General features: G+C 53.2%; 1 protein-coding gene. It reads left to right on the plus strand.

Annotation, left to right across the window (positions count from 1 at the left end; translation table 11 throughout):
• Window positions 1-54 precede the first annotated feature (54 nt).
• Window positions 55-1,389 (plus strand): transposase, encoded by a 1,335-nt coding sequence (locus QZ269_RS13085; protein ID WP_291427135.1) that lies wholly within the window; start codon window positions 55-57, stop codon window positions 1,387-1,389.
• Window positions 1,390-1,407 lie beyond the last annotated feature (18 nt).

Raw genomic sequence — 1,407 nt, forward strand, 5'->3', positions numbered from 1 at the left:
ATTGAAACCCGGACGAAATTCTGCATACTCAGGTTTTTGGGTGCAGAATAAGAGATGAACACTCTCCAGCACGCCAAATATCAGGCCGATTCACTGCATGACTATGCGTTGAACTATCGCCCACTTTTTAGGGACATCCGGGTCTTCAACACCTTCGAGTCGCTTCTGACTGGCATTTTGGGAAGCGGGTCAGGATGTATACAACGAATCGCTGCAAGCATTCCCGGGGCCGCTGACAATAGTGAAAGGCGTCTGCGACGCCTTGTTCATGACGAAAACAAACGGGTGTCTTTCAGTCCTGACAATTTGAGTCAGACCCTCACACGTGAGGGTGCCCAATTTCTGCACGATGCCGATAGCGTTGAGGTCATTGTTGATGGCTCTGACCTCCGTAAGCCTCAGAGCCAGAACCTCCCCTATCTCGACCATGTTCGTGATTTACAAGGGCAGCTTATAAATGGCTATCGCACTCTAGAGGCCATTGGGCGGGCGTCCGACGGACGCCAGGCCATTCTGTTCCAGCAGACATACAGCACCCAAACCCCCAACTTTATCAGCGAGAAACGCATTTTGAAGGATGCGCTTTTTGCCATCGTTCGTGAGCTACGAGCCGCTGGCGTGCAGAAAATCACCTTCATCATGGACAGAGGGTTTGACGACCTCAAGGTGTTTCGGTGGCTGGGCGCTGAACTTCACGTCAAATTCGTCATTCGCGGAATGCATTTTGATCGTTCCACACAACGCACACCCACAGCGGAACCACAAGCGCTGGTCAAGCTCATGGACAGTTTTCCTGTCCTTGGGCGCTTCACGATGAAGCGCCCTGTGAAGGATAAAAGGGGCAAAGTGTCTTGGCGTCCAACCCTGGTTGAGGTCAGAGCAGGTGAAATCTGGCTTGACCACGGCAAGTTACCCATGAATGCAGTGCGCTTAGCCTTCCCTAGCTGCCCCAGAGATGACAGAGAAGGCTGGTTGCTGCTGACCAATCTGCCCGTTGATACCCTAGAAGCCGCTGGAGCGGTTGTCCGTCTCTATCTTTCCCGGTGGAGTATTGAAGATGTGTTCGAGTGGACAAAACAGGCTCTGGGCTGGGAAGAAGTTCGCCTGCTGGACTTCCCAGCGTTCCAGCGATTGGTGACCTGCATCTGGATTGCTGCGGCGTTCGTTTTTCGGCTTGGAGCAGCGAAGGAGACACCAGAAGTGAAACTTCTGGCGTCTCTGGGTGGCTACATGTTCCACACTGGACGGCCACCTGGAAAGAAAATTCTCCTTCGCGGCTTACGCCGCTTGGTTGACGAGGAGATGGTGCGTCTCTACCACCGCCATCACCCTAATGCCCCGACGCCCCAACAAACCCTGAATTCCCTGCTGGGAACACTGCATAAATGAATTTCGTCCGGATTTCAA

The organism is Deinococcus sp. (genome assembly GCF_018260405.1).
Classification (GTDB): Bacteria; Deinococcota; Deinococci; order Deinococcales; family Deinococcaceae; genus Deinococcus.

Bases quoted from the DNA above. Each gene is read 5' to 3' on its own strand.
- QZ269_RS13085 (WP_291427135.1), top strand. From the start codon at position 55: ATGAACACTCTCCAGCACGCCAAATATCAGGCCGATTCACTGCATGAC.